17 protein-coding genes and 1 tRNA gene are annotated in these 23,631 nt (G+C 59.1%); 14 read left to right on the forward strand and 4 right to left on the reverse strand.

Annotated elements, in window-relative coordinates:
- Nucleotides 1-93 precede the first annotated feature (93 nt).
- From HY962_09230 to HY962_09280, 11 genes are all read left to right on the forward strand, one after another.
- Nucleotides 94-183 (forward strand) — tRNA-Ser (locus tag HY962_09230).
- 372 nt (nucleotides 184-555) lie between these two features.
- A complete protein-coding gene (locus HY962_09235; GenBank protein ID MBI5647107.1) occupies nucleotides 556-2,160 on the forward strand; it encodes a T9SS type A sorting domain-containing protein in 1,605 nt (534 codons plus the stop codon).
- An 840-nt stretch (nucleotides 2,161-3,000) separates the two neighbouring features.
- Entirely contained in the window at nucleotides 3,001-3,432 is a 432-nt protein-coding gene (locus HY962_09240; protein MBI5647108.1) for a hypothetical protein, read from the forward strand.
- Nucleotides 3,433-4,181: 749 nt separating this feature from the next.
- On the forward strand, nucleotides 4,182-5,207 hold the full coding sequence (locus tag HY962_09245) for a hypothetical protein (protein ID MBI5647109.1): 1,026 nt from the start codon (nucleotides 4,182-4,184) through the stop codon (nucleotides 5,205-5,207).
- A gap of 310 nt (nucleotides 5,208-5,517) precedes the next feature.
- Entirely contained in the window at nucleotides 5,518-6,681 is a 1,164-nt protein-coding gene (locus HY962_09250; protein MBI5647110.1) for a hypothetical protein, read from the forward strand.
- A gap of 90 nt (nucleotides 6,682-6,771) precedes the next feature.
- Nucleotides 6,772-7,851, forward strand: a complete 1,080-nt coding sequence (locus tag HY962_09255; GenBank protein ID MBI5647111.1) for a LamG domain-containing protein — start codon at nucleotides 6,772-6,774, stop codon at nucleotides 7,849-7,851.
- Nucleotides 7,852-7,895: 44 nt separating this feature from the next.
- Nucleotides 7,896-9,623, forward strand: coding sequence for a T9SS type A sorting domain-containing protein (locus HY962_09260; protein ID MBI5647112.1), 1,728 nt, complete (start codon nucleotides 7,896-7,898; stop codon nucleotides 9,621-9,623).
- Nucleotides 9,624-9,743: 120 nt separating this feature from the next.
- A complete protein-coding gene (locus HY962_09265) occupies nucleotides 9,744-10,256 on the forward strand; it encodes a hypothetical protein (protein ID MBI5647113.1) in 513 nt (170 codons plus the stop codon).
- A gap of 143 nt (nucleotides 10,257-10,399) precedes the next feature.
- Entirely contained in the window at nucleotides 10,400-11,374 is a 975-nt protein-coding gene (locus HY962_09270) for an NAD(P)-dependent alcohol dehydrogenase (protein MBI5647114.1), read from the forward strand.
- 112 nt (nucleotides 11,375-11,486) lie between these two features.
- Entirely contained in the window at nucleotides 11,487-12,203 is a 717-nt protein-coding gene (locus HY962_09275; protein MBI5647115.1) for an SDR family NAD(P)-dependent oxidoreductase, read from the forward strand.
- 350 nt (nucleotides 12,204-12,553) lie between these two features.
- Nucleotides 12,554-13,063: a hypothetical protein gene (locus HY962_09280; protein MBI5647116.1), complete on the forward strand. Its 510-nt coding sequence runs from the start codon at nucleotides 12,554-12,556 to the stop codon at nucleotides 13,061-13,063.
- A gap of 255 nt (nucleotides 13,064-13,318) precedes the next feature.
- Here HY962_09280 and HY962_09285 read toward each other — a convergent pair whose 3' ends face one another.
- Nucleotides 13,319-13,897 carry a hypothetical protein gene (locus HY962_09285; GenBank protein ID MBI5647117.1) on the reverse strand — a complete coding sequence of 193 codons (579 nt, stop codon included), beginning with the start codon at nucleotides 13,895-13,897 and terminating at the stop codon, nucleotides 13,319-13,321.
- Between the two features lie 243 nt (nucleotides 13,898-14,140).
- Between HY962_09285 and rsgA the strand changes: the two genes are divergently transcribed.
- From rsgA to HY962_09300, 3 genes are all read left to right on the forward strand, one after another.
- Nucleotides 14,141-15,220 (forward strand): ribosome small subunit-dependent GTPase A, encoded by a 1,080-nt coding sequence (rsgA, locus tag HY962_09290; protein MBI5647118.1) that lies wholly within the window; start codon nucleotides 14,141-14,143, stop codon nucleotides 15,218-15,220.
- Nucleotides 15,221-15,667: 447 nt separating this feature from the next.
- The gene (locus tag HY962_09295) at nucleotides 15,668-17,893 is read left to right on the forward strand and encodes a T9SS type A sorting domain-containing protein (protein ID MBI5647119.1); all 2,226 of its coding nucleotides are present in this window, start codon (nucleotides 15,668-15,670) and stop codon (nucleotides 17,891-17,893) included.
- A gap of 174 nt (nucleotides 17,894-18,067) precedes the next feature.
- Nucleotides 18,068-19,291, forward strand: a complete 1,224-nt coding sequence (locus HY962_09300) for a PAS domain S-box protein (GenBank protein MBI5647120.1) — start codon at nucleotides 18,068-18,070, stop codon at nucleotides 19,289-19,291.
- Here HY962_09300 and HY962_09305 read toward each other — a convergent pair.
- From HY962_09305 to HY962_09315, 3 genes are all read right to left on the reverse strand, one after another.
- A complete protein-coding gene (locus HY962_09305) occupies nucleotides 19,288-20,415 on the reverse strand; it encodes a hypothetical protein (GenBank protein ID MBI5647121.1) in 1,128 nt (375 codons plus the stop codon). The genes HY962_09300 and HY962_09305 overlap by 4 nt on opposite strands.
- A gap of 3 nt (nucleotides 20,416-20,418) precedes the next feature.
- A complete protein-coding gene (locus HY962_09310) occupies nucleotides 20,419-22,506 on the reverse strand; it encodes a VWA domain-containing protein (protein ID MBI5647122.1) in 2,088 nt (695 codons plus the stop codon).
- Between the two features lie 101 nt (nucleotides 22,507-22,607).
- Nucleotides 22,608-23,444, reverse strand: a complete 837-nt coding sequence (locus tag HY962_09315) for a DUF2279 domain-containing protein (protein MBI5647123.1) — start codon at nucleotides 23,442-23,444, stop codon at nucleotides 22,608-22,610.
- Between the last annotated feature and the right edge of the window lie 187 nt (nucleotides 23,445-23,631).

The raw sequence follows: 23,631 nt of genomic DNA on the forward strand, positions 1-23,631 counted from the left end.
GGCGTGTACGTCTGGCAGCCGTCGCTCTAGCCCATTTGCACCAACCCGCCGCGTTTGCTACATTGCGTCTTCGCCATTCGCGATTCGACACCCGGAGGGGTGGGTGAGTGGCTGAAACCAACGGTTTGCTAAACCGTCGTAGGGTGTTAAGCTCTACCGAGGGTTCGAATCCCTCCCCCTCCGCTCCAAGGTCAAACCTCGTTTGACCTTTTTTATTGTGGCTGAAACCAATCTGCCTTTGGCGGACTAAACCGTCGTAGGGTGTTAAGCTCTACCGAGGGTTCTCCGCCGACGGCGGACTCCCCCTCCGCTCCAAAGGTCAAACATCGTTTGACCTTTTTTATTGTGGCTGAAACCAATCTGCCTCTGGCGGACTAAACCGTCGTAGGGTGTTAAGCTCTACCGAGGGTTCTCCGCCAAAGGCGGATTCCTCCACCGCACTCAACGCCAGATCGCAAGGTCTGGCGTTGCTGTTTGCAGCATCGGAGGAGAAACTCTACGTTGGGGAATAATTCTCGCCTCCATGTGCCTGGGTCACAACTGACAGAGGACGCCATGTGTAATACAACGCCACGTTTCAGCATGATGATGCTCGTCGTGCTGATCTGCACTTGCCATGCCCAGCAGATGCTGCCTGGATCAGCCGAGGTACTGCTGTCGGATACTCCCGCCATGCGGTTCACCCGTCCGTGGATTTCCGTGAATGGCCGCGGCGAGGCGCTTGTGCTGTGGGATGGCGGGCGCGCATGGGTCGATGCGAATCTGGACAGGCGGCAACGCGCACTTCCTGGTCCCGAAATCCAAGCACTCTTCGGACTCCAGGACACCATGTGGTTCGGGATGATCTCGCGCACCACCGTGTACGACGGCGGGTGGCTGGGGAACGAATCCGATTATCGTCTCGTTCGCGGCGCAGGGTCGTCCATTCTGGATTCGACGATCATTGTGCTCACTTCGGCTGGTCTGTTATCTCGGGCGGAGCCTGGAGAATTCCGCAGCGAACGAATCTCGGTGCTCGACGGCTTTCTGCATGATTCCAAAGTGTTCCTTACCTCGCATGTGCGGCTCGCTTCCTCTTCCACAGGCCTAAGCTTCAATGGGACTCAGCACAAAGTGCGGCAGTGGGATCCGGTCCTCCACAGGATACGTGACGTGCACACCTACACGTTTCCCAATTGGTCAGACCTGGGCTGGGTGACGGGCGATACGCTCCCTACGCTCGCGCACGTGTCCCGCCCGGCGAACAATGCACTCACCTTGTACTGGCGAACTCGCGCCGAATCGTTCAGGCAAGGCATCAACTACTACCATCGTTTCCTCTGCATTCTCGATCTTCCGTCTGTCACACAGCAGCCACAGTTTCTGATCGATTCCGTGCGCAGCGACTCACTCGACCTGTCGGATCAGGCGCTGGCACCGGAGGGTGCAACGGTTGATATCGTCCGGCGGGACACGAAGTCGTCCCAGCTCTTTGTAGATCGATTCAACATGGTCGACAGCTCGCTGCAACGCTCCACCCTCACGGGAGCCGTCCGTGCGCATGACGTCATGTACGCGGGAAACGAACTTCCGCCCGCTCAGCCTGCACACTACAATGCACAGGCGGATTACGTCGTCCGCCGACTTGACGACGGCAGGCGGCTGCTCGTCTGGTCCTCTCCCGATCCTGACGGGGAGCATGACATCCTCGCCTGTGTCTACGACAAGGACTGGCGGGTGCTGGGTGCGGTCAAGCGTGTCAACCTCGATACCACAGGTCAGAAGGTGTTTCCGTCGGTCGCCGTCGCCGGTTCCCGGGTGTATGTCACATGGCAGGATACGCGTCGTCGTGTGATCGACACATATGTGCGCAGCTTCGAACTGGATCAGTTGACATCGACAGATCCTATGCCGGCTCCTTCTGTCCTGCGTCTCGACGGACCCTGGCCGCAGCCTGCTTCGTCGTTGCTCCGGTTCAACGTTCATGCGCCCGTCGGGGCTGCCTCGATGCATATCGGGCTGTACGACGTCCTTGGTCGCATTGTCGTTTCAGAACAACAGGATCTTAAGAATATCTACCACCATTCCCTTGATCTTCGACACCTGCGCACCGGGCACTACACGCTCGTGCTCACAGCGGGAACGTCACGCCTCTCCCGTTCGATTCTTGTCGCCCGTTGAGAGTGTGATGCAACTGTAAGATGGAGATGGCAAGACCGTCGTACTGCGCAAGCTGTACCGAGGGTTCTCCGCCGACGGCGGACTCCCCCTACGCTCCAAAGGTCAAACATTGTTTGACCTTTTTCTTGTGGCTGAAACCAATCCGCCTTTGGCGGACTAAACCGTCGTAGGGTGTTAAGCTCTACCGAGGGTTCTCCGCCGAGGGCGGACTCCCCCTCCGCACTGATTGCCCTTGTTGCCATTTGTCGATATGGCTCCAGGGGCAATCGTCGTTTGTGACCCTCCTTTGCCAGTAACCGATTCATCCTTTAGTTTCCGCTAAATGGCAACTTGGTGGCAACCCGACCTGCCATTACCACTGCGTTCCGCAGTCCGATCAACGCTAGTTCAGGTCGTTGCCATATGTCGTTGCCGTGAGTCATCTGAACTCAATCTAACAACCGGACGGATGCTGGTAAATAGAGGACAAGACCATCTGGAATGATGATCACGGGCGGAGCGATGGATTCCATCGGACGGATTGACCGGACGGTGCCAGAGGGCATCGCTGGGTCTCCGAGAGGCTTGTCTGTGACAGGACTACTATTGATAGCGATGAAATGTGGTGACCGAAATCTTCCGGATGGCCCGACAATAAACTTGTCTATGCCCAACTTTATCCACCATCATGCGCGTGATGATCGAGCCCAGCTAGTAGGTACGATTGTTCATCTTCACGTTGAAGAGCGGCATCCTCCGGCTCGTCGGCGAGGAAATTTCTCATTCCATGATCAGGCGATGAGTGACCTGACGTGTCCTGACAATCATCTCATCTAGCGGTACCGCTTTAACACAGACGACATGAAAGCACGCATGCTTGAAAAGTGGTGGCAACGTGTGGCGAGTTTCGGATTTGTGTATTCGGTATTGGGGATCAGCTCGGCAATTATCTCCAATGATCTAGAGACCGCGCTGGTCCAGGCATCCATCAGAGTTGGATTCTTCCTGCTTGCCATTGCGGTCTTTTATTACCATTTCCGTGTCGAACTCCACCGATCTACGGAGAGGTTGCTGGCATCCGCCTGTATCACGTCCGGGGCTGTAGCATTTGGAAGCTTCCTGCTCGCCGCCTATGCCGTCGGCATAGCATTACTGGAGACCTCACATGTGCCAGCGTCCTTGCTCTCGGCGCTGCTTGTCTGGCCGGCGGCGACGGGCCTTCCCGCGCTCGTCGCGGCGCTGGTACTGGGAAAGTCGATCATTTTGTTCCTTAGACGGACGAAAGACCAGTGACCAACATCGACCCGCCCTGATATTAGCGGGCAATGGACTTCACTTTTAACCAATTACGTCAGAAGTACGAAGAAACTCGGATGTAAGCACGTACACTTGGTTCGGACGGTGTCAACCGGTGATTCGAGGTAACGGACAGGTAATGGACTACGCTCCGTCAACCTCCACACGACCCGATAAACAAAACTTGTCCGTGCCCTGCCCGATCCTCAAATTGCCATTACCTGATATGGTCGAATGCAGGACAAGCCGGTCCGGTACGCTCAAGGAGAGATGGGTGAGTGGCTGAAACCAATCCGCCTTTGGTGGACTAAACCGTCGTAGGGTGTTACGCCCTACCGAGGGTTCTCCGCCGACGGCGGACTCCCCCTCCGCCCAACGAAGCACGCCTTCAACCGACTTCGTCGCTTGAAGGCGTGCTTCGTTGGGCGGGCCCCTGTCTTTCAACGCGAGCCGTCTGCAACCCACAAATGGGCCTGTCCGACGAAGTCCCGCGCAGGCGAACGCAGTCGGACCTGCCCGACGAAGTCCCGCATTGCGCTCAACCCGGTCTAAATTTTCCCACTTTCCGTATGACAGGTGCGGTGGAAGGGGAGCCGTTGTTCCGTGTGTTTCCCGCGTGTTCAGCGAATATTTTGTTCGCTCTGTGCAGTATAGTCAGGGTCCGTGTGATGCGGGCGGTCCCGGCATTGGAATTCGACCGGCAATAATCGGATATTGCAATCTGGAACAACAACAAGGAGGGTCCCGTGAGTGGCTGTACGATGGACGTCCTTCTCGAGGCGGAAAATGCCGAGTATCTGTGCGGGGACACTGTCCGCGGAATCGTTGCGATCCGCGCGCTCGAGCCCGTGCTGGTGCTCAATATTTCGCTCGACGCGCGGTGGGAGACAAGCGGACAGGGCATTGCGCAGAATGGAGGGACGGAGCAACTGCACCTCGACGAGGAATGCAGGCTCGCCGCGAACGAAGAACGGCAGTGGCCCTTTGAATTGCAGCTTCCTCCATCACCGGCAGGATATGAAGGCGAGCTGTTCTCCGTACGCTGGGAACTTCACGCCGTCGCGGATACATCGCCCGGCAGCGATCCCGAGATCACTATCCCCATCAGAGTTCATGCTCCGCCTGGTGCTGGCGATACGGTCCTCGGACCGGCGTATGATCCCGAGAGTGTCATGGATGAGCAGCCGCTCTCTCCCGCCGCGAATACCTCGCGGCTCATCATTGCGGGATGCCTCGTCGGAGGATTTCTCATCTTTGTGGGATATATGACGGGTGATTGGAGGTACGCGGAACTCAGCAGGCTCATCGGACCGATCGCCTTGATTTCTGTCGGTGTACTCGTGGCCGTGGGATTCACCGCAGGTGCCATAAGCGCGATGAAGCGCGGCCGCCTGGAGGCCGCGATCGAAAATCCCTTCGTGCAACGCGGCGATGCGCTGCATGCGACCGTTCGTTATACGGCAGGCAGAACGCAACACGTCGAAGAACTCGTGCTGCGTGTCGAGGCGCGCGAGTCGGTGACTGTAAGAACAGGCAGTCTCAGCAACCTCTGTCATCATACACTTTTCGAGTTGGAACGGATGAAGAAGCTTCCCGAGATTTTGAGCGCGGGGAGTTCGCAGGAAATGCGGGCATCGATTTCCATACCGAGTGATATCAAGCACACGTACGCAGTTTCGTACAACATCGTGGAATGGCGGCTCGTTGCACGCCTCGTTCCTTCGCGCGGTGCGCCCGTTGAGCGTGTCTATCCCTTCGTTGTCCTGCCATGATTGTGCTCCCTTTGCCGACACCCCTTTCCTTCGTACGTTGCATACACGGAGGTGAGGCATGAAACTGGCAGTTGCTCTCTTGCTCGCTGTGTGTTGCTTGGATGCTGCCGCGTTTGCGCAGGCGCGCTCGCCGTTCCCGTTGCGTTATGGGAATGTGTTCACATACTGGAGAACATCCAGAGCGGGACCCGAACTGTTGCTTGTCATGAACGAGCCGGGAAATCCCGGACGCAATGATGTCCGCGATACGGTTCGTATACAAGAGTGGACAAGATTCAAGTACTGGTATCAACCGCGGGAAGCCAGGATCGTGAAACTCACCGTGAACGCGAAGGGCAATGTCATGAAAATCTCCGCGGACGGTAATCGTGAACTGTTCCCGGCTTCAGCGCCCGCGGTGGACACCTTTCACCTCATGTCGCAGCGGGGACGGGACGACACGCTCCGGCATGTGGTGACACGACGCTTCGATACGACGCTCTTCGACCGCTCCGTTCATGCGTACTCGTTTGTCTCGCCGCCCAGCTCCGAGGAATCCGCCCACACCGAGACCACTGTGGCCGACAGTTTCGGGCTCGTCCGGACTGTGTATATCGGCTACGCCGATACCATATCACTCCGTAGCTGCGTCATCGACGGACGCATGTACAACTGGGAACACACCACGCGGCGGTACATGGAACTGTGCGATGGGAATGTCTACCAGTGGCACGCCTACGGAAGGAACTGGCTTGGTCAGACGTACGATTATCACCAGAAGGTCACGCTGCGTGCCGACACCATCATCGATGGCAGACAGTATTTTTCAGGATCGCTGTTCGGAACTATCCACCAGGGCGACAGCGGGCTGTACCAGCTCCCGCTTGCGTCGGGTGCTGTGCCATTGCTCCTGCCGGGCAATGCGACAATCGGGACACCGACAGGTGCGCTCGGCCCTGATGCCCGCCCTGGCATCGTTGTGGATACCGCAACGCGGTGGTACGAGGGAAGGGAACGTCATTTCCTGAATATATCGCTGTGGCCGACTATGGGGGAAGGGGCCGGGTATACGCAGTTATGGGCGGAAGGGATCGGTCTGGTTTCCCTTACGAACTTCGACAGCCCATGGGGTGGACGGTATGCACTCAACTATGCGAACATCTGCGGAACGAAGCTCGGGACATATGTCGGGCCGACATCGATGGAGTCCGCAACGGCTGAGCCATCGATGCAACAGCTCATTCATCCGAATCCCTTCGCCGCGACAGTGGGCACAAACATCCGCTTCACACTTGATGGCACCGCTCCGCGGCATGTCATTCTTTCATTGCACGATGCACTCGGCCGGCATGTCGCCACGCTGCTGGATCAGGACCTCATGCCCGGCGAGCATCATGTTCCGTTCAAGCCAGTGTCGATCGCTCCCGGCTTCTACCTCTCCACGCTGTGTATAGGAGGCCGCACGGTGACAACAACGCTGGTTGCGGTGAGATAGTCCGATGACCTGTGTTCGCGGTGAGATGCTGACGATCAGGCGCGACGCATTTTTTTCGATGCAGGAACAACACGTCCGTTTGGAGGTCTCATGAAAACATGTTCCCTTTTTTGTTGCGCGGTGTTGTTGTGCATCACATCCGCATTGTTCGCTCAGGGCCGGACGGGCATGGCCCTGCGTTTCGATGGAGTCGATGATTACCTGATCATTCCCGACGCGCTTTCGCTGCACTGCGCGGCGGAGATCACCATCGAGGCACGCGTGAGTGCGGCGACCTTCGCGCGGAAGGATGGCGGTCGCGGAACACCGTTTTACAACAAGTGGAAGACGAGTTATCCGACACAGGGCGCGTGGTCGCTCGCCATCGATACCGGCGGCTGCCCCGCGCTCGTCGTCAGTGCGGACGGGAAGGACGGGGCGTACCGCGCGACATCGGCGACGCAGGTGCCGCGCCGCATGTGGAGTCATGTCGCCGCCACGTACAGTGTGGCGACGAACATCATGGAGGTGTTCGTCGATGGTGAACTTCAGGCGCGCATCTCCGGCCCCGCCGGACTGTTCGGGTCCGACTCCCCGATCCTCGTCGGCGCAGCGATCTACGACCTCCCCTGGACGCGCAGCATGTTCAACGGAGCGGTGGACGAACTGCGCCTGTGGAACGTGGTCCGTACACAGGAACACATCCGCGCGCTCATGGAAGTACCGCTGCCGGCTGCATACTATACAACCACCGACAGCGGCCTCGTCGGCTACTGGCCCTGCGATGTGATAGAGGACCTTGGTGTCTTCAACGATGGAGAGGACGACATCCGCGATCTGTCCGTGTACCGCAATCACGGCGACCTGGTCGGCGGTCCGCGTCTCGTGTCGGCGGACACACCGCTCGCCGCGGATATCCCGCCCGGACCTGCAGTGCTGTCGCTCGCATGTGTCCCGCAGCCGGTGTCCGGACAGGCGGTGATCCACTACGCTCTCGAGAAGCCGGGCACAGTGAGTCTTCGCGTCTTTGATCAGCTCGGGCGCTTTGTACAATCGATCGATGCGCCATCGGCAGCGGCCGGAGCCAACACCGCCGCGTGGGATACACACGCGCTGCCGCAGGGAGTATACAATCTTGTGTTTCACACACGTGAAAGTGCCCGTGCCATACGGGTGATGGTTGTGCGATGAGACACCAGTTCGAGTAGATATTTTCACCGTATCAGGAGGATGGTATGATACACCGTGTGGTGTTGCTTTCAATACCGTTGTTCATCTGCGCCATGAATGGAGCTGCTGCCCAGAGTGTTCAACGCTGGCCACTGCCATTTCCATCTCACCGCGTGGTCTACCTGAACCTCGACGGTGACGACAGGGGTGTTTTGGTGCACGGGGCCGCCGATACGACCTTCGCCACTCCACCTCCACCAGACGATTTCGTATACCGTGGCATCCGTTTCCCGTTCGTGCTGGAAGCAGATGCAGGGGGCATAAAACGAGTGTATCCGCTTCCGGATACAGCCCGCACCACGTGGTTCGATTATGGCCACACGACAGCCGACATGTACACCGCGGCGGTGCGTGACGCTGACGACAGCATCTTCGTGGCGTGGAGTTCGCAGCCGCAACGTCACAATTGCGCGAGCGTCTCCCTGCAGGAGCCTGCGCTCTCAGTCGGGAGGATCGAACACGGGCGCTTCTCACTCTTGATGCACTATCCCGGAGCGTCCGAGCCGAAGGTGTTCCGCGGAGCGGATGGCACCGTGCATCTGCTGTGGACTCATCAAACACCAGTCCCCGTCGGTCGCGGCCCCGAGTACTTCGATTACCTCGGCGAGGTGATATACTCCGCGTGGCGCGCGGGCGCGCAGATCGTCGCACCGCGCCGTATCATTCCCGGTCTCTGCGCCGCTGCGTCGCTCGACGGTGCGGGAAGATTGCATGTCTTCACGATGGAGTACGACAGTCTGCCGCGTCCGCACGGTCGTCTCCTCCATGTGTCGGGTTCGGGTACACGCTGGGATCAGCCGCGTGCGCTTGCGGAAATTCCCACCGAGGCGCTCAATCAATACAAGCCCACGAAGGATGTGTTCCCGACAATAGTAGCATGCGGGGCTGTGACCGACGGCAGCGCGCGTCTCGTCCTGCAGCGGAGCGTTCCCACTCTCTCCGTAGAGGTACTGCGCGCATACAGTTCCGACGGCGGCAGCGTGCTCATCGACTCCGTACCAGGGCGCCGGTACTCCCAGTCTCTCCGTACACTGGCCTCTGCCGTGGACGCGGATGGCCGCATCATATGCGCCTTTGCATTCCGGACACCGCCACTACCGCCCTCGAGAGACACCGTTCTGCTTGTCGAGGTCGACGCGGCAATGACCGTGGCGACTTCGCGTGTCCTTGCATCCAGCCCGAATACTCTGTCAAACATGTGCCTGTTGCAGCCGAAATCCGAAAACACATGCCTGTTTTACTCAGAGAATTTGTCGGCTTCTCTCATCAGTGGGCTGGGATCGGGTACGCAGCACTCGCAACCCATCATCGACTCCTGTTCCAGCATTCTCTTCGGGAACATATCGGCATGTGATTCCACCGGCGCGATGTGGCTGGCCTATCAGCCGAGGGGAACGAGTGCGGGCAACGCGCCGGGCTGGCTCCTGCGATTACCGCCGGGAACCGTGGCAGTCGATGCCACGCAACAAGTGGATCGGATCACGCCGTACTGCGCGCCGAATCCCGCACGGAACACAGCGACGATGTATGTGACACTCGAGACCGAGGAGACCGTGTCGGTGACCGTTCACGACATGCTCGGCAGGGAAGTGTCCGTCGCAGTCCGCGGGCGGCGTGTCCCAGCAGGACCGCATGCCTTTACCCTGCCGCTCGTGGGTCTCCCTGCCGGCATGTATTTCGTACGGCTGAGCACGGAGAGCCGCACGATGACGCGCCCGCTTGTGCTGCGATGACGGCGCATCTAACGTGAGTACATCGTCGATACAATGGAACAAGGAACAGCCCGCGTTATTCCGTTCGATGAGCGGCATATGCCGCAAATTCACGGCAACGCGGCATGCATGGAGAAATGTATGGATGGATCAATGAAGCGCTGCGTGCGCGGAGTGTTGTTGATTTTGGCGCTGCTCTCTCTTGCCGCCGCGGAGGGCCGTTCACAGGAATGGGTAGTCGCGATCAATCCCGGACTCAAGGTGGGATGGGTGCTTGGCGAGGGAGGCGGACCCTTCTACGGCGTGGAAATTTCACTCAGTGCCATGCTGAACTCGTACGATGCGGGAAAGTCCGGTGGATATGGATTCGGACTCGTGTTCAACCGTTACTCGGTAAACGGCCGCCGTGTGACACATGTCGGAGTGGAGGCCATGTACAGGGGACTTGGCCTGCAGGCAGGGCCAACCTTCGTACGCGAACAGGATGGTGGCTCGAACACCGGCATCTCGGTGGAGGGATTCTTCGGGGCCGTCGTGTTTGCGCACGCGGAACGCACCTTCATGTTCGATGGGACAAGCTGGTGGCATGCGGGTTTCTACGGAAAGCTGCCCATACCGATTGCAGGACGGCTGAAGGGACTCGGACCCGGCTGAAACACGTCCACATACCCCGGGCTTCAAACGCGATCATTCGGCAGATAGTCAGAGAGTGTGCGGCACGGCTGCAACCAAAGACGCACGGTCCCGTATTGCAGGGACTGGTCACGGGTTGTGTTCCTGCAGAGAAAGTGCCGCACATGAGAGCGATAGAGTACAAAAAATACGGGCCGCCGGAAGTGCTGCACATGGTGGAGCGCGTGAAGCCCGTGCCCGGTGACAACGACGTTCTGATCCGGGTTCATGCTACAACAGTGACCTCGGGCGATTGCAGATTGAGGAGCTTGAGGGTGCCGCTGGGATTCGGTCTGCTTTCCCGCCTGGCCTTGGGTGTGACAGGACCGCGGAACAGAGTACTCGGAGTTGAATTCGCCGGCGTTGTTGAGGCGCCGGGCAGCGCGGTTGATCTATTCAAGGCCGGAGATGAGGTGTTCGGATTGAGCGGAAGCCGCATGGGCGGGTATGCGGAATACGTCTGTCTTCCACAGGACGCACCGCTCGCTCTCAAGCCGCCGGCGCTGTCGTTTGTGGAAGCCGCGGCGTTGTCCTTCGGCGGCACAACGGCGCTGGATTTTTTTCGCAGGGCAGGGCTGCACAGTGGAGAATCGGTGCTCGTGAATGGAGCGTCCGGAGCCGTGGGCACCGCTGCCGTGCAACTCGCCCGGCACTTCGGCGCGGAGGTCACCGCCGTGTGCAGCGCGGCCAATGCGGAGCTGCTTCACACACTCGGCGCCGCGGAGGTGATCGACTACTCGCGGACAGATTTCAGCTCGAACGGAAAAAAATACGATGTGATTGTTGATGCGGTAGGCAACGCGCCGTTCTCGCGCAGCGCTTCGTCCCTCGCTGAAAACGGCCGTCTGCTCTTGCTCGTTGCCGATTTGCCAGCAATGCTGTCGATACCGGTTGTGTCACTTCTGGGAAGAAAAAAAGTCATTGCCGGATCGGCGCGTGAGAGAGCCGAAGATCTGCGCTTCCTTGCGGAGCTGGCGCAGGCGGGTGTCTTCACACCCGTGCTCGACAGATGTTACTCCCTCGAACAGATTGTGGAAGCGCATCGCTACGTCGACACGGGACGCAAGGCCGGGAATGTGGCAATCACCGTCGCCGTGTAATACCGCATCGTGAAGCCGCCGCGTCATCTCGTGTGGGGTGTTGAATCCAGGAGCCGGCTTTGCGCGTGAATGGGCATTATGATATCATGTGACAGTGTACACCGATCATCACATGCCAGGAAACGCCCACACTCTTGCAGGCCGCGTTGTCGCCGTCACGGGCGCCAGCCGCGGCATCGGGCGCGCGATCGCCGAATTGCTGCACACGTCGGGCGCGACGGTCGTCGCAGGCGCGCGGACTCCTTCGGACGACTTCCCGCGGGGAATCACCATGCTCCGGCTCGACGTGACTGACGAAGACAGCGTCCGTGCCTTTGCGGATGTGGCTATCGCCGCGGGTGTCGACTCGCTCGTAAACAATGCGGGCGTCGGAGTGTTCGGGTCTATCGAGGAGGCCACTGTCGAAGAGTACCACAGGATTTTCGATACGAACGTGTTGGGTATGTTGCTTGTGACAAAGCACTTCATCCCCGCGTTCAAGACGCGCCATGCGCAGGGTCTGACGAGTTCGCTCGTCAACATCACCAGCGATGTGAGCGCGCGCACGTTCGCGGGAGGCGCCATCTATACAGCCAGCAAACACGCGCAGCGGGCGCTGACACAGTCGGCTGCACGCGAAGGGGCCGGGTATGGATTGCGCGTCACGGAGATACGACCCGGCATGACCGACACATATTTCAACGGGGGAGTTCCGGGCAGTGCCGAACATGCCACCTTGCTTCAGGCGAGCGACGTGGCTCGCGCCGTACACTATGCGCTGGCCGCGCCACAACACGTGCGTGTCGACGAGGTGGTTGTGCATCCGGTCGTGCAGTCCGTCGAGTTCTGAGCCCTGTGGTCCTGTACCGCGAGAGAACGATGCGAGGTAATCGGCGGCGAAACCTTCCCTGAGTTGAAAGGGTGCTGTGCTCGCCAGGAACAAATACTCTCCATGTCAGGGGCAAAAATTAATATTGGGAATATCTTGACACGGGTGAAACGAGTCGTGTATATTTAGGACGTTATTTCTCCCAATTCTTACGAAATCAGAAACCCGGATCTCCGGTCGTCCTTGCGGCGTGAGCGGATCTTCTGCCGCTTCACGCACCGATCGCAGTTCCGGGAATCGGACGCGTCATCCCCGTATCGGAAACACCGATACCCCCTTTCAACGCTCCATTCTCACAGTAGAGTAAGTCCATGAAAACCATACATCGTTTCTCTTCCACGGCGCTCACCGTGCTCGGCCTCGCCGCCTTGTTTCTCGTCCTCGTCCCCGGTTCCGCCTTCGCGCAGAAACCCACAAAAGACCGCATGGTGTACGAGGACCATTGGATGATGATGAATCCCTGCAATAACGAGATGATTCACATAACTGATCGCTACCAGGTGATCACCGCCTACCATCCCGACAAGGACGGTTGTGACCGTTACAAATTCCACGTGAACGACATGGGAACGAAGGGTGTCAGCGAGTCGGGCGCGAAGTACCAGTTCCCCTATGCATACATGTCACATGCGTCTACGTCCTGCGATGGATGTATATACTCCGAAACGTATACAGTGGCATGGCAGCTCGTCGGCCAGGGTAAGGCACCGAATTTCAAGGTCCATGCCACGGTCCGCCTCACGTACAATGCCTGCACCGACGAATTGACCATCGTGCGCGAGAATGTGTCCATCACCTGCGATGGCGAACCGTTGAACTGACGCTGAGCTGCACCCCGCATTGAGTAGTCCGCCCGCGTGGCGGACTTTTTTTTACCTCGAAACATCTCCTGTCGCTGTTCCACCTGCGTACGCGTCACCCCTCCCGCAGCGACTCTGGATACTGCGGCACCGATCGCACTGCCGCGAGTCTCCGCGATGTGTCCAATTCCGAAATGACGTGGTGATGGAAGGCCGAATTGGTGCCGTGGAATATCGTCATGAGGGTGAGCGCGGTTCCGATTCAGCGCGGCAGGTTCAGCCCAGACGTCCCCTTGCGCTGAAGGTCGCGACGAGGGCATCGGCCTCGTGGCGTCGCGACACAGGGATGGGCACCACCGCTTCGTACGATGCCACGCCGGGCGTGCGGCCGCCGCGAGGGAGCGTGTACGAAAATGTGAGCAGCGCAATGGGACCTTCGGTGATGAAGATGTTGCCGAGGCCGCCGCTGGATGCGCGCCACATGCGTAATAATCCTGAGAAATAGATTCCGCCGGCCGTGATGCGCGCGTCACAGCGCGGGAATCGTTTCCGATGCGCCTTGGAAGTGAAACCGCGCGCCTGCAGGTACAACTCCCATTCCTTATCGGTGTACGACCAGTGTACAAGCAGAAGAGCGGGATCGAAAAACTCCGCCAGATCGCGCGCGCGTCCAATGCTGCTCCATGCCGCCAGCAGGCACACGAGGCCAAGCACCAACGCGAGTCCCTGCGCCACGATGTGTATGCCGAGTGATGTTGCCGTGATCTGACCAAGGGCAAAAAACAGAACACCCGCGCAGCCGATCAGAAAGAGCATACGAGCGCGGGTGTGGTAGTGATTCTTGCTGCCGGTCATGGTGGAGGTCCATCGTTTGGGAAATTTTCACAATGTGCGTTGGTGACTGATCGGAAAAAAATTCTTCGCCGGGCATGAAACACACATCCATGCAAAGCATATTTTTGATGATGCCGCACCACATGCTGCTACCATACCACATGATGATGCCGCACAACAGTCGCACGTATCTACACAACGCGCCATCCGCTGCGCCGCGGTGAGCGGACCGACGCCGCGTCGTATCGACCGCATGGAAAACTCATGAACCTGACGAATCTGGGCTTCGATTCCTTCTTCGTGCAAAACATCGACACGCGGCAGTATCCCGACTGCACGCCCGCGCGTGTGAGCCGCGTGGATCGCGACCGCTATCTGGTTTTAAACGAGCACGGGGAAGTGTCGGCCGAGCCCACGGGCAAGCTGCTTTTCGCGGCGGAGTCGCCCGTGGATCTCCCCTGTGTGGGCGACTGGGTGCTGGTGCAGTATCACAACGAGGGCGCGCTCGCGATAGTGCACGCGGTGCTGCCGCGACGCACACGACTGCGCCGCAAGGCCGCGGGGGACAACATCGAGTATCAGATGATCGCGGCGAACATCGATGTGGCCCTGCTCGTGCAGTCCTGCGACACAAACTTCAATCTCCGCCGGCTGGAACGCTACCTCGTTATGACCGCCGAAGGCGGCATGGAGCCGGTGATTCTTCTGAGCAAAAGTGATCTGCTGAGCCCCGAGCAGCAGGCCGCGCATGTTGCGGCCATTCGTGAGGCGCGTGTCGAGGCGCGGGTCGTGATGGTGAGCAGTGTCGCCGAGGAGGGCATCGCCACCCTGCAGCCCCTGCTTGAGGCGGGGAAAACCTATTGTCTGCTCGGCTCCTCCGGAGTGGGGAAAACCACGCTGCTGAACCGCTTGCTTGGTGATGAAGTGTACGCGACGGGACCGATCCGGGAAAAGGACGGGCGCGGGCGTCACACGACCTCGCAGCGGCAATTAACCGTGCTCGCCGACGGAGCGCTCGTCATCGATACGCCCGGCATGCGCGAACTGGGACTGCTGGGCGTGGAGGAAGGTATTGAGACAACATTCTCCGATATCGCGGAACTTATGGAACACTGCCGTTTCGACAACTGCACACACACAGTCGAGGCGGGCTGCGCGCTGCTGGAGGCCGTGGAACGTGATGCATTGAGCCGGGAACGGTATGAAAGTTATATGAAGCTGCTTCGCGAGTCGGCGTATTACGAGGTGTCGTATGTGGAGCGCCGCAAGCGCGACAGGGAGTTCGGACGTTTTCAGAAAAACGCGATGGACGAATTGAGCAAGCGCAAACCGTCGGCCTACTGACAGCACGCTCCCGCTCGCGGCGGAGCGCCAGGGGCCGCCTCCCGCGCCACAGCGCCGCAGGGTGTGTGACCCGCGACCGCTGTTTGTGCTCCCGCTCTGACATCGCGGGCATAGGGGAAAGGGCCACCGGAAGGAAATTCGATATTCGTCCTTGCAGGACTTGATAATCGGATATCAGGGATCTATATTAGGACATCTCAACTCTCATTTCCCTGTACCTCTGACCATCCCGCGTTTTGGATGGCCATGCAGTCACGCGACAACGATCCCTCTCTGCATCGATGGACCGCGATCAGCGTGTGTCCCCGCGGCGTTGTGTCTCCACAACCCCGGCCGTTTCGCTGAACTGGTTCAACTCGCACGGGGATGGGCATTGGCGCGAGCAGCCCTTACTGAACGCGAGGCGAGGTGCGCCCGCGTGTTCAACACTTTTACAAGGGATTTTTTATGAGAAAACATACACTCTCCGTCGCGGCATTCTGCCTTTTCGCCCTCGTTGCAACAGGCGCCATGAGCCAGAACCGCGAACGTCAACGCGACGTGGTCGTAAAAGACCTCGTCTATCCTGAATTCCGCAATACCGGCGATCTCGAGAAGAGTGTGGCCGACCATGAGCGGGCGTTGCGGGACTACGATCAGAAAAAATCGTCGCTCGTCACGATGCCCGACGTGATGGGTAATACCTCCTCAGCGCTTCCGTCGGCCGCTCCGAGCCGCGCAGGCAAAAACACGCAGAACACGATTCAGTCGAATTGTATCATTCCGCGTGACGGCTCGTGGATCGCGGTGCCGCGTAATGACGACGGTTCTCTCGGGCCGATCGGCCTGCCTTTCACCTTCGATCTCTATGGCAGCAGCTACACGAGTGTCTGGATCAACACCAATGGCAACCTGACCTTTACAGGACCTGTCTCGGCATTCACTCCGTCAGGATTCCCGATAGCCACACCCATGGTTGCGCCCTTCTGGGCGGATGTCGACACCCGTAACGTCGCGTGCGGACAGGCGTGGTATAAAATCGAAGCGAGTCGCCTGCTCGTCACCTGGGAAAACGTCGGCTACTATAGCAACGTCTGCGCCCTGCAGAATACCTTTCAGGTCATAATCGGCACATATACCGATCCGGTGATCGGCATAGGCAACAACGTGAAATTCAACTACGGCGACATGCAGTGGACCACCGGACAGGCCTCCGGCAGCGGAAGCGGTTTTGCCGGAACTCCCGCCACCGCCGGCATCAACAAAGGCAACGGCATCGACTTTCTGCAAATCGGTCGATTCAATGTCAACAGTTCGGTGTACGACGGACCCGGCGGAGCCAGCGACGGCATCAGCTTCCTCGATGACCGCTGTTACGGTTTTAATGTCTCGACAGCCGGCAACATCGCTCCGGTCTTTTCGGGTCTTCCCGCGGGGAATACTGTTTCCCTCGAAGTGGGACAGACGGCGCAGTTGAACATCCAGGCCATCCCGCCCGAAGTCACACAAACCAACTCGGTGTCCGTGAATTACGGCCTTCTGTGCGGCGTCTCGGCAACGACCACGAGCGGAGCAATCGCCGATGCGACGATCGACATCACTGCCTCGCTGTGCAATCTCGGTTCGAACGTTATCACGCTGTCGGCCACGGACAATGCCGCGACGCCGCTGACAAGCAGTGTCGACATCACACTCAATGTGACATGTCCCTCGCTTACCTTCACAACGTGTCCGCTGGACATCGTCACGTCGAACGACCTCGATAATTGCAGCGCGGTTGTGAGCTACGATGCCTTTGCGGCCAGCACGATTCCCGTCACGTACTCGTACGTTTTCGGCGGCGCAACAAGCGGAGGCGGTGCGGGCACAGGAAGCGGCCAGACCTTTGCCAAGGGCGTCACCACTGTGACCGTGTCCGCGACGAACGGCTGCGACACCAGGACGTGCAGCTTTACCGTGACGGTGAACGACACACAGGCGCCTGTGGCAACAGTGAAGCCGGACCAGTACATGTGGCCGCCAAATCACGAGTACCAGACCGTGAGTGCGGCCGAAATGGTCGCTGCGGTCACCGACAACTGTGCGACGATGAGCACGGCTGATGTGCGCATCACATCGGTGAGCAGCGACGAGCCGGAAAATTCGACGGGCGGAGGCGACGGCAACACCTCCGACGACATCGTGATCGCGGGCGATTGCAATTCAGTACAGCTTCGCCGCGAGCGCAAGGGCGGCGGCAACGGCCGCGTGTACACAGTGCACTTCTCGGTCAGTGATCCCGACGGCAACACGTCGTCATACACCTTCAGGGCTTATGTCCCGCACAGTGAGTTGGGCACGTCCGTCGATGATGGCGCAGTGAGCGGATACACCGTCAACTCGCCGTGCTCCGCGTCACCGAAGCCGGGCGACCGCATGGAAATTATCCCCGCCGGGTATGCGCTCGAGCAGAATTTCCCGAATCCGTTTAATCCCTCGACGCGAATCAGCTACAGCATCCCGCAGGACGTAGCAGTGAAGTTGACGGTGTTCGATATGTTCGGTCGCACTGTCGCGGTGCTCGTCGACGGCGAACGTGCCGCGGGCGCGCACTCCGTGTCGTTCGACGCCTCGAACCTCGTCAGCGGCACGTACATGTACACGTTCGAAGCGAACGGCGTGGTGATCAATCGCACGATGAATCTCCTGAAATAATCACTCCGTCCAATCACAGAAAGGCCGTCTGGATTCCGGGCGGCCTTTCTCATTTCGCGATGGTTCGGAAATTGCCTCGCACCAAGGTTGGAATGTGTGCGGGGCTGAGCTATTTTTTCTGCGGATCGTCGCGGATCTGAGAACCGGAATCACCCTGAAATTCAGGAGTGGCACGTGGCATCAACGAACGAAGCGAACGAAGCGCTGGTCATCCGTCAGGCGACTGAAGCACTGATGGCGGAGGGGGAGGAGGTGTTCCGGCTGATCTTCGAGAGCAATTCCGCGGCGCTCGCGATCATCAATCCCGACACCACCATCGCGCTGGTCAATGACGCGTACTGCGCCATGAGTGGCTACAGCAAAGTGGAGGCGATTGGCCTGAGCTGGACCACACAGATCCCACCCGAGGATCTCGGCCGTCTGCAGGAGTACAACCGCCGGCGCCTCGCCAATCCTGCCGACGCTCCCGACTCCTACGAATTTTCCTTCTACCACAAGAACGGGGAGATCCGCCACGGCCTCATGTCGGTTGCAATGATGGCGAATGCCCGGAAAATCATCGCATCGTTCTCCGACATCACCGATAGAAGACGCGCCGAAGCGGAACTCGCTCTTGCGAACCGGCTTGTCTCGGCAATCAATGCCGAGTTGCAGGCCAGTCTCGCCGAAGTGCATGCGCGGAACGAAGGTCTGGAGATCATGAGCCGCGCCATCGTGCACGATCTCCGCAGCATGTTGAACGTGGTGATCGGCTATGCGGATTTTCTTGCCGAACACACAGCCGATGCTGCACCGCCGGAATACCGGCAGGCGACAAAGGGGATCAACACCGCCACGTCTCGGATGATGCAGACGCTCGACGACCTCCTCCTGCTCGCGAAAGTGGACGGAGTGGCGGCGCCGCGTGTACCTCTCGACATGGAACAGCTCGTGCTCCGCGTTCTTCACGATCTCGCACCCACCATCGCCGCTGTCGGAGCGGATGTTACTCTGCCGTCGAGCTGGCCTCGTGTGCTCGGGCATGGACCCTGGGTAGAGGTGATCTGGCGGAACTACCTCGCCAACGCCTGCAAATTCGGCGGGAAAAATCCGCGTATCAGTATAGAGGCGACGCTGCGAAAGGATGCCTCCGAACGCGAGGAGGGATTGTTTACGGTGCGCGATTCAGGTGTGGGAATCGATCCTGCCGAGCAGGATCTAATCTTCCAGCCCTTCTCACGCCTCGAAACCGTGCGAGTGGAAGGGCACGGACTCGGGCTGTCCATCGTCCGCCGTATCGCCGAAAAACTGGGCGGGTCCGTGTGTGTCGAGTCGAGCGGACGCGATGGCGAGGGCAGCGCGTTTTGTTTCACGCTGCCCGTCGTCTCACCCGATACGCCCGTGAGGGACAACAGCTAGCGGAACATGTCCTCCGGCAGTTCCTCGTCCACGAGTCGGTAGATGCCGTGTTTCAGTGTCACACAGAACACACGCACCGGGTAGCCCGGTGCGATGCGCACACGCATGAAGGCCGGCGTGTTCGGCTGTACAGGAAGCCCGTCGGAAATGAGTTTCCACGTCGTGCCACCGTCGGTGCTGCGATACACACCCTTGTACACATGTGAGAAGTAGATCAGCTTGGGATTCCGCGGATGCACGGCGATCTCGGAGATCTGATCTTCGCCGATGAGACGCGACCAGTTTATCCCGAGATTCGTAGTGCGGTATAGTCCGGAGTTGTACCCTGTGACTCCGGCGAGGGCAGTGAGCGGGTCCGACGGATCGAAAGCGATGGCGCGCACGCCTGTTCCACCGTCAGGATGAAAATCTGTGTCCACTGCTGTCCACGTTGCGGCACCATCCCGCGTCAAAGCGAGGCACCCTGTAGATTTCCGTCCTGAAAAACCGGCCAGAAGATTGCGAGGTGAGTTCGGATGGCCGCCGATCGCCTGTACGCCGTTGCCGTTCAGCACCTGCGTCCACGTTGCCCCTTCGTTTGTGGAATACCACACGCCGCTGTACCAACCGAGTCCGCAGTACAGGATGGACGGCGGACCCGTTACGCGGTAGATATGCAGAATGCCGCCGTCCGGCCAGGACGCGGGCGTGACGATCTGCGACCAGCTCTCTCCGCGGTTTGTGCTTTTAAAAAGGTTCTGCTTCTGCTTGCGACCGCCGAACCCCACATACAGGAGATTTCTGTCCACCTTGTCGAGCCACATGGCCGACGTGAGTTCGTTGTCGTAGGCCGACGGAATGCCTGTTCGTTTTACGACCCAGTTGTACCCGCCGTCGGTGCTTTTATACACGTTGCCGTATTCCGTGCCGCAAAACATCACGAGCGAATCGACCGGATCCACCTCGATGGTGTACACGAGCAGATGTTGTAATCCGCGGTTCATCGGTTCCCAGGTGGAGGTCTGCGCGACGCATGGCAAGATGGCGGCCATGGCAAGCGGCAGCGCGAGCGCGAGGGCCCGAAGAGCGGGAGATAAGGGCAGGGATGTGCCGCGTGAAAGTGTGGAGCTTGCTGTGCGATTCATCGTTCACCTCGCCAGTGTCATCGTGATCGTGCGCATCTGTCCGCCACTGCGCAGGACGCAGTAATACACGCCCGACGGGAGCGCCGCGCCGTGCTCGTCGCGGCCGTCCCACAGCACGCGCTGCAAGCCCGGAGTGGCTGCTCCGTCGACAAGTGTTCGGACCAGCCGCCCCCGGGCATCGTACACGCGCAGCGTCATGTGCTGACCGCGTTGCGCGTCCGGAATGAAGTACTCGATGAGTGTTGTCGGATTAAACGGATTCGGGTAGTTCTGCCGCAGCGCAATGCGCTCGGGCGGCACGGTTTCGCCCTTGTCCACATCCTGAGGCGTTTCGATCTTGACGACGATGAAGGCGGTGAACGGCGTGAGTATGTTGAACCGTTCGCTTAATCGGATGATCGACTCCTTTATTTCGGTGGAATCGGTCACGAAGCGCAAATCGTTCAACAGATCGTTGATGCGCTGCGCCGCCCAGTACCGCGCTATCTGGACGGGCTCGAGTGAGTCCGGTGTGAAGGGCACGGGACGTGTGATGTCCTGGTTCACACTGTGCAGAGGTTCCTTGTATCGGAAGCGGACATCACGCACCGCGCTTCCGACTGTGCGGCCTGTCGTGTGTAATTCGTTGACTGTCGACGAGGCGTTGAACGTCCGCGGGTATGTGTGATATGCCTCTGTGGGAAGCGTGAGGAGTACGTCGCTAAAGGAAGGACTCGAAAAATCAAAGGTGAGGTCGCGCAGCACCGTCGCAATTGTATCGGCCTGTTCGATCGAGACTAGACGCCCCGCGTTGCGCCTTGCGGCCTCGCTCAAGATGTTCACATTCTCCGTGTACATGGTGAGCGGGTAAAAACGCGCCAGGGAACCGCCGCCGGGAGCCAGCACGCTGTCGAGTCCCGCCGCGGTCTTGGGACCTCGGTTGGGAAGGCCGTCGGTGACGAACAGCAGCCGTCGTTCGGCGGCGGATCGGAACGCGCTTTCGAGAGCCGCCCTGATTCCGGTGCCGTAGTCGGTGATGCCCCGCGGGGTATATGCGGAACGAAGGAATGTGATCGCGCTTGTCACGTTTGCCGTCGTGGCGAAGAGCATCGCTGTGTCGGCCGGATACGATGTTGTTGCACCCGAGAACAGGACGATGCGGAAACGATCCGATGGCAGAAGCATGCCCAGAAGCTGCTCCACAGTCTCGCGGACGACATTGATGCGCAGTCCCGTCATGCTGCCTGATGCGTCCAGGGCAAAGACAAAATCCGCCTTTGCTCCCATGTCGGCAAACGCTTCGGTCGGCGGCGTCCACAGGATAAAAAATCCGTCGGCGACCGTGTCGGGCATACTGTAATTCAGGACTGGAAAGGTGTTCTGCCAATCGCGCTGTGCGAAGGTGAGAGTGAAGTCTCGCGTGTACTGCAGCGACTCCACGCCGAAATCCACGGTCGCGTGTGAGGTGTCGGCATAGGTGACGGACACCGCGGTGAGGAGGGAGTCGTGATTTGTCTTGATGGTTTCGAGTGCGAAGTCCGATGCCAGTGAGATGCGGAGGGCGGTGAACCGCACGGGCGTCGTCTGATAATCTGCTATTGCCATGGGGTACGTGAAGAGCGCGCGGCCCTGTGCGTTGAGCGGAAGCAGTTGAAAGTATTGTATCTCGATGCGACGCGTCGAGTTGGCCTTGATGGGATAGATGCGCAACTGGAAACGATTGGAGCCAAGTGATTGCAGCAGTGCAGGATCGCCGTAACCGTGCTGCACAAGACTGTCATACTGCTGCTGCGCCGTCTCCTTTCTGCGCACGCCGAATGTGTAGCGTTTTCCGTCCACCCACATCCAGAGCCCGTCGACGATTGCGCCTTCAGGCAGTTGGAACACGTAGAAGCCCTCGAGGTCGATGGGCTCGGGATTGTAGAAGGTCTCGTCCACATGTGTCGTGGCGAGCAGATTGCGGATGGTCACGGTTGACCGTACGGAATCGAGTCGAAGATTATACAGCGGCGACGCCGTCATCGGCTTGCGCGCGTACAGCCGTCCCGCGTCCGCACTTGCTGCGCATCCCAGCAGCAGCAACATCACACAGACAACGCTCCGTCGATTCATTGGAATCCCTCCAGGTGTGCCGCGATTCAGGTTATGTAAAACTATGCGCGGACGGGGTCAATATCAATGGAAAAAGACGTGAAAATACACTTTTGACCTGCTCAACGAAGCTGCAGCACATGCCACGACGGGGTGTGTCCGCGAGAGAAGGTCACCGCTGGCATAGGGACGTGGAAATGGTTCACGATGCGTTGTGCGAGATGCAGCTCGCGCTGCGACACGGGCCATGCCCCGAGATCGAGATCGAGGCCCACAACAAATTCACCCGTGCCCGGCGCGTGGTTCCACGCCGTGTAGTGGTCGCGGACGCTCCAGCCGACCGCAAGCTGCAGCGCATCGGGCCACCACCGATCGAGCGATTCCGGAAGAAAGTCGTTGACCCGCACAGCCAACCAGTAGGTGTGCGCGTCGTAATGCTCGGTAAATCGGGGCGGAAACACGTATCCTTCTGCGGGCACATAACTCCACTTCACCCGGAAGGTATTCAACACGGGGTATTGGCGCTGCAGCATCCCGTACACAAGCCCGGCGGTATTGTAGACAAGATCCTGATAATCGAAACCGAGCGTTGTCGTGCCGTCGCCCACTTCCACCAGGACGGCGAAACCGAACGTGACCGCCGCCGATCCCCAGAGGGATGCGTTGTGATCGAAGCCGCCCCAGCGCAGCGCATCGTACATGGTGTGAAAATAAAAGTGTGACGTGAAGAGATGCCCGAGCTTGTCGACGCCGGTGTTTTTCTCGCCGAACCAGCCGTCTTCATGGAAGAGGAAGGAGCTCTCGCGCTTCTGCCACCAGGCGTAGTACGAGTCGATCATCGAACCCGCGAATAAACCGCTCACAAAGCCCCCGGCGACAATTTTCCGCAGAGTCCATCCCGTGTCCACCGTAAACGGCGACACGTACCCTGCGGGATTTTCGACGAACGGCTGTGCCATGTCCTGATCCAATGCCTGCGCCCGGCATGGTCTCGCGACACAGATCATGCAGGCCAGGAGCAATACACGCCACACGACCGCAGTGACAAGGTGGACGTGTGGACGCGACTCAAGATGCTCGAGTGCGGTCACGGAAATCCTTGGTAGAATTCTGAAGAAGAGAGTGAGCAAGGTACATAAAACACGC

This window comes from Ignavibacteriota bacterium (assembly GCA_016218045.1).
Classification (GTDB): Bacteria; Bacteroidota; Ignavibacteria; order SZUA-365; family SZUA-365; genus JACRFB01.